Here is a 1,051-nt window from a genome sequence, read left to right as displayed (position 1 = left end):
GCGCTTTCAGAAACGGTGAAGAAGATCCTGTCGAGCGTCGAAGCGCCGCCGCCGCCGGGCGGAACGATGGACGTGGGACAAACTTTCAAGTTCCGCGGGACGCCGAAATGAGACCGAACGTTGCGGCGTTCCGGCTTCCGGTCCATCGCCAAATGATTTATGCGCGTAAGGCCCGCGCATTTTTTTAAAAGGAGGAGAATATGCCGCACATTTTTCGACTGACATGGACTCTTGCGGTGCTTGTCAGCGCCAGCGGACTCTGCTTGCCGGCGCTGGCGCAGGACGACAAGCCGGAAGCGGCGCGCGAAGAAAAAACTGAAGCGAAACCCGCGGAGACGACCGAAGCTAAGCCAGCAGAGAAGACGGACGCGAAACACGAGGAAAAGCAGGAGAAACGCGCCGAAAAGCCGACCGCGAAACAAACGGCCGATCACGGCGCCTATCTGCGCAAGCTCGGACAGTTGATCCGGGCGCGCTCGCCGGGGATGACCAATCTCGGCGAGGGGAAAGCGGTCGTGCATTTTCACCTTGGGGCTTCCGGCGCGACGGATAGCGTCAGCGTCATTTCGGCGACGACGCCGCGTCACGGCGAGTTGGCGCGTTCGATCGTCTCGGGTCTGCGCGCGCCGCCGCCGCCCGGCGGCTCCTATCAGGGCGTGCAGAGCTTTAGATTTCACTAGAGCCTTCTGCGTTTAGGTTGACGCATATCCGGCGGCTTTGACGCACCGCGCCGCGTCCAGCCGCAACGTCGCGTCATGTTGGTCTTGGCCCATGTCTGGTCGATGAAGACGAGGCGGGCGGGATCAATCCGCCCCTGATATTTGCGCCATCGCATGCGGTGGCGGCTTATGTTGGGGCGATCCTGCTCGCGCGCGACCAGCGTTTATTGTGATCCCCTCGCGCTCGACCGCGTCTATCACCTAGTCCCGCAAGTCCTGCGAATAGGATTTTTCCCATCCATGCTGGCCTCCAGCCCAGTCAGCATGGTGAATCAAAAATCCGCTGATTTGGGGAAACCCCAAATCGATTCCAATCAAACGCAGGACGCTCT

The 1,051-nt window shown here is 60.5% G+C and carries 1 protein-coding gene and 1 pseudogene; one reads left to right on the top strand and one right to left on the bottom strand.

The annotated features are described in order from the left end of the window. Positions 1-200 precede the first annotated feature (200 nt). Entirely contained in the window at positions 201-680 is a 480-nt protein-coding gene (locus tag NEI07_RS01540; protein ID WP_256032240.1) for a hypothetical protein, read from the top strand. Positions 681-724: 44 nt separating this feature from the next. Here the strand turns inward: NEI07_RS01540 and NEI07_RS01535 are convergent. After that, a pseudogene (locus NEI07_RS01535) lies at positions 725-883 on the bottom strand (IS630 family transposase); the annotation flags it as partial. Positions 884-1,051 lie beyond the last annotated feature (168 nt).

Source organism: Methylocystis suflitae (assembly GCF_024448135.1).
Lineage (GTDB): Bacteria > Pseudomonadota > Alphaproteobacteria > Rhizobiales > Beijerinckiaceae > Methylocystis > Methylocystis suflitae.
Note: the sequence above shows the minus strand (reverse complement) of the source record. Positions and strands in the feature narration are given on the sequence as shown.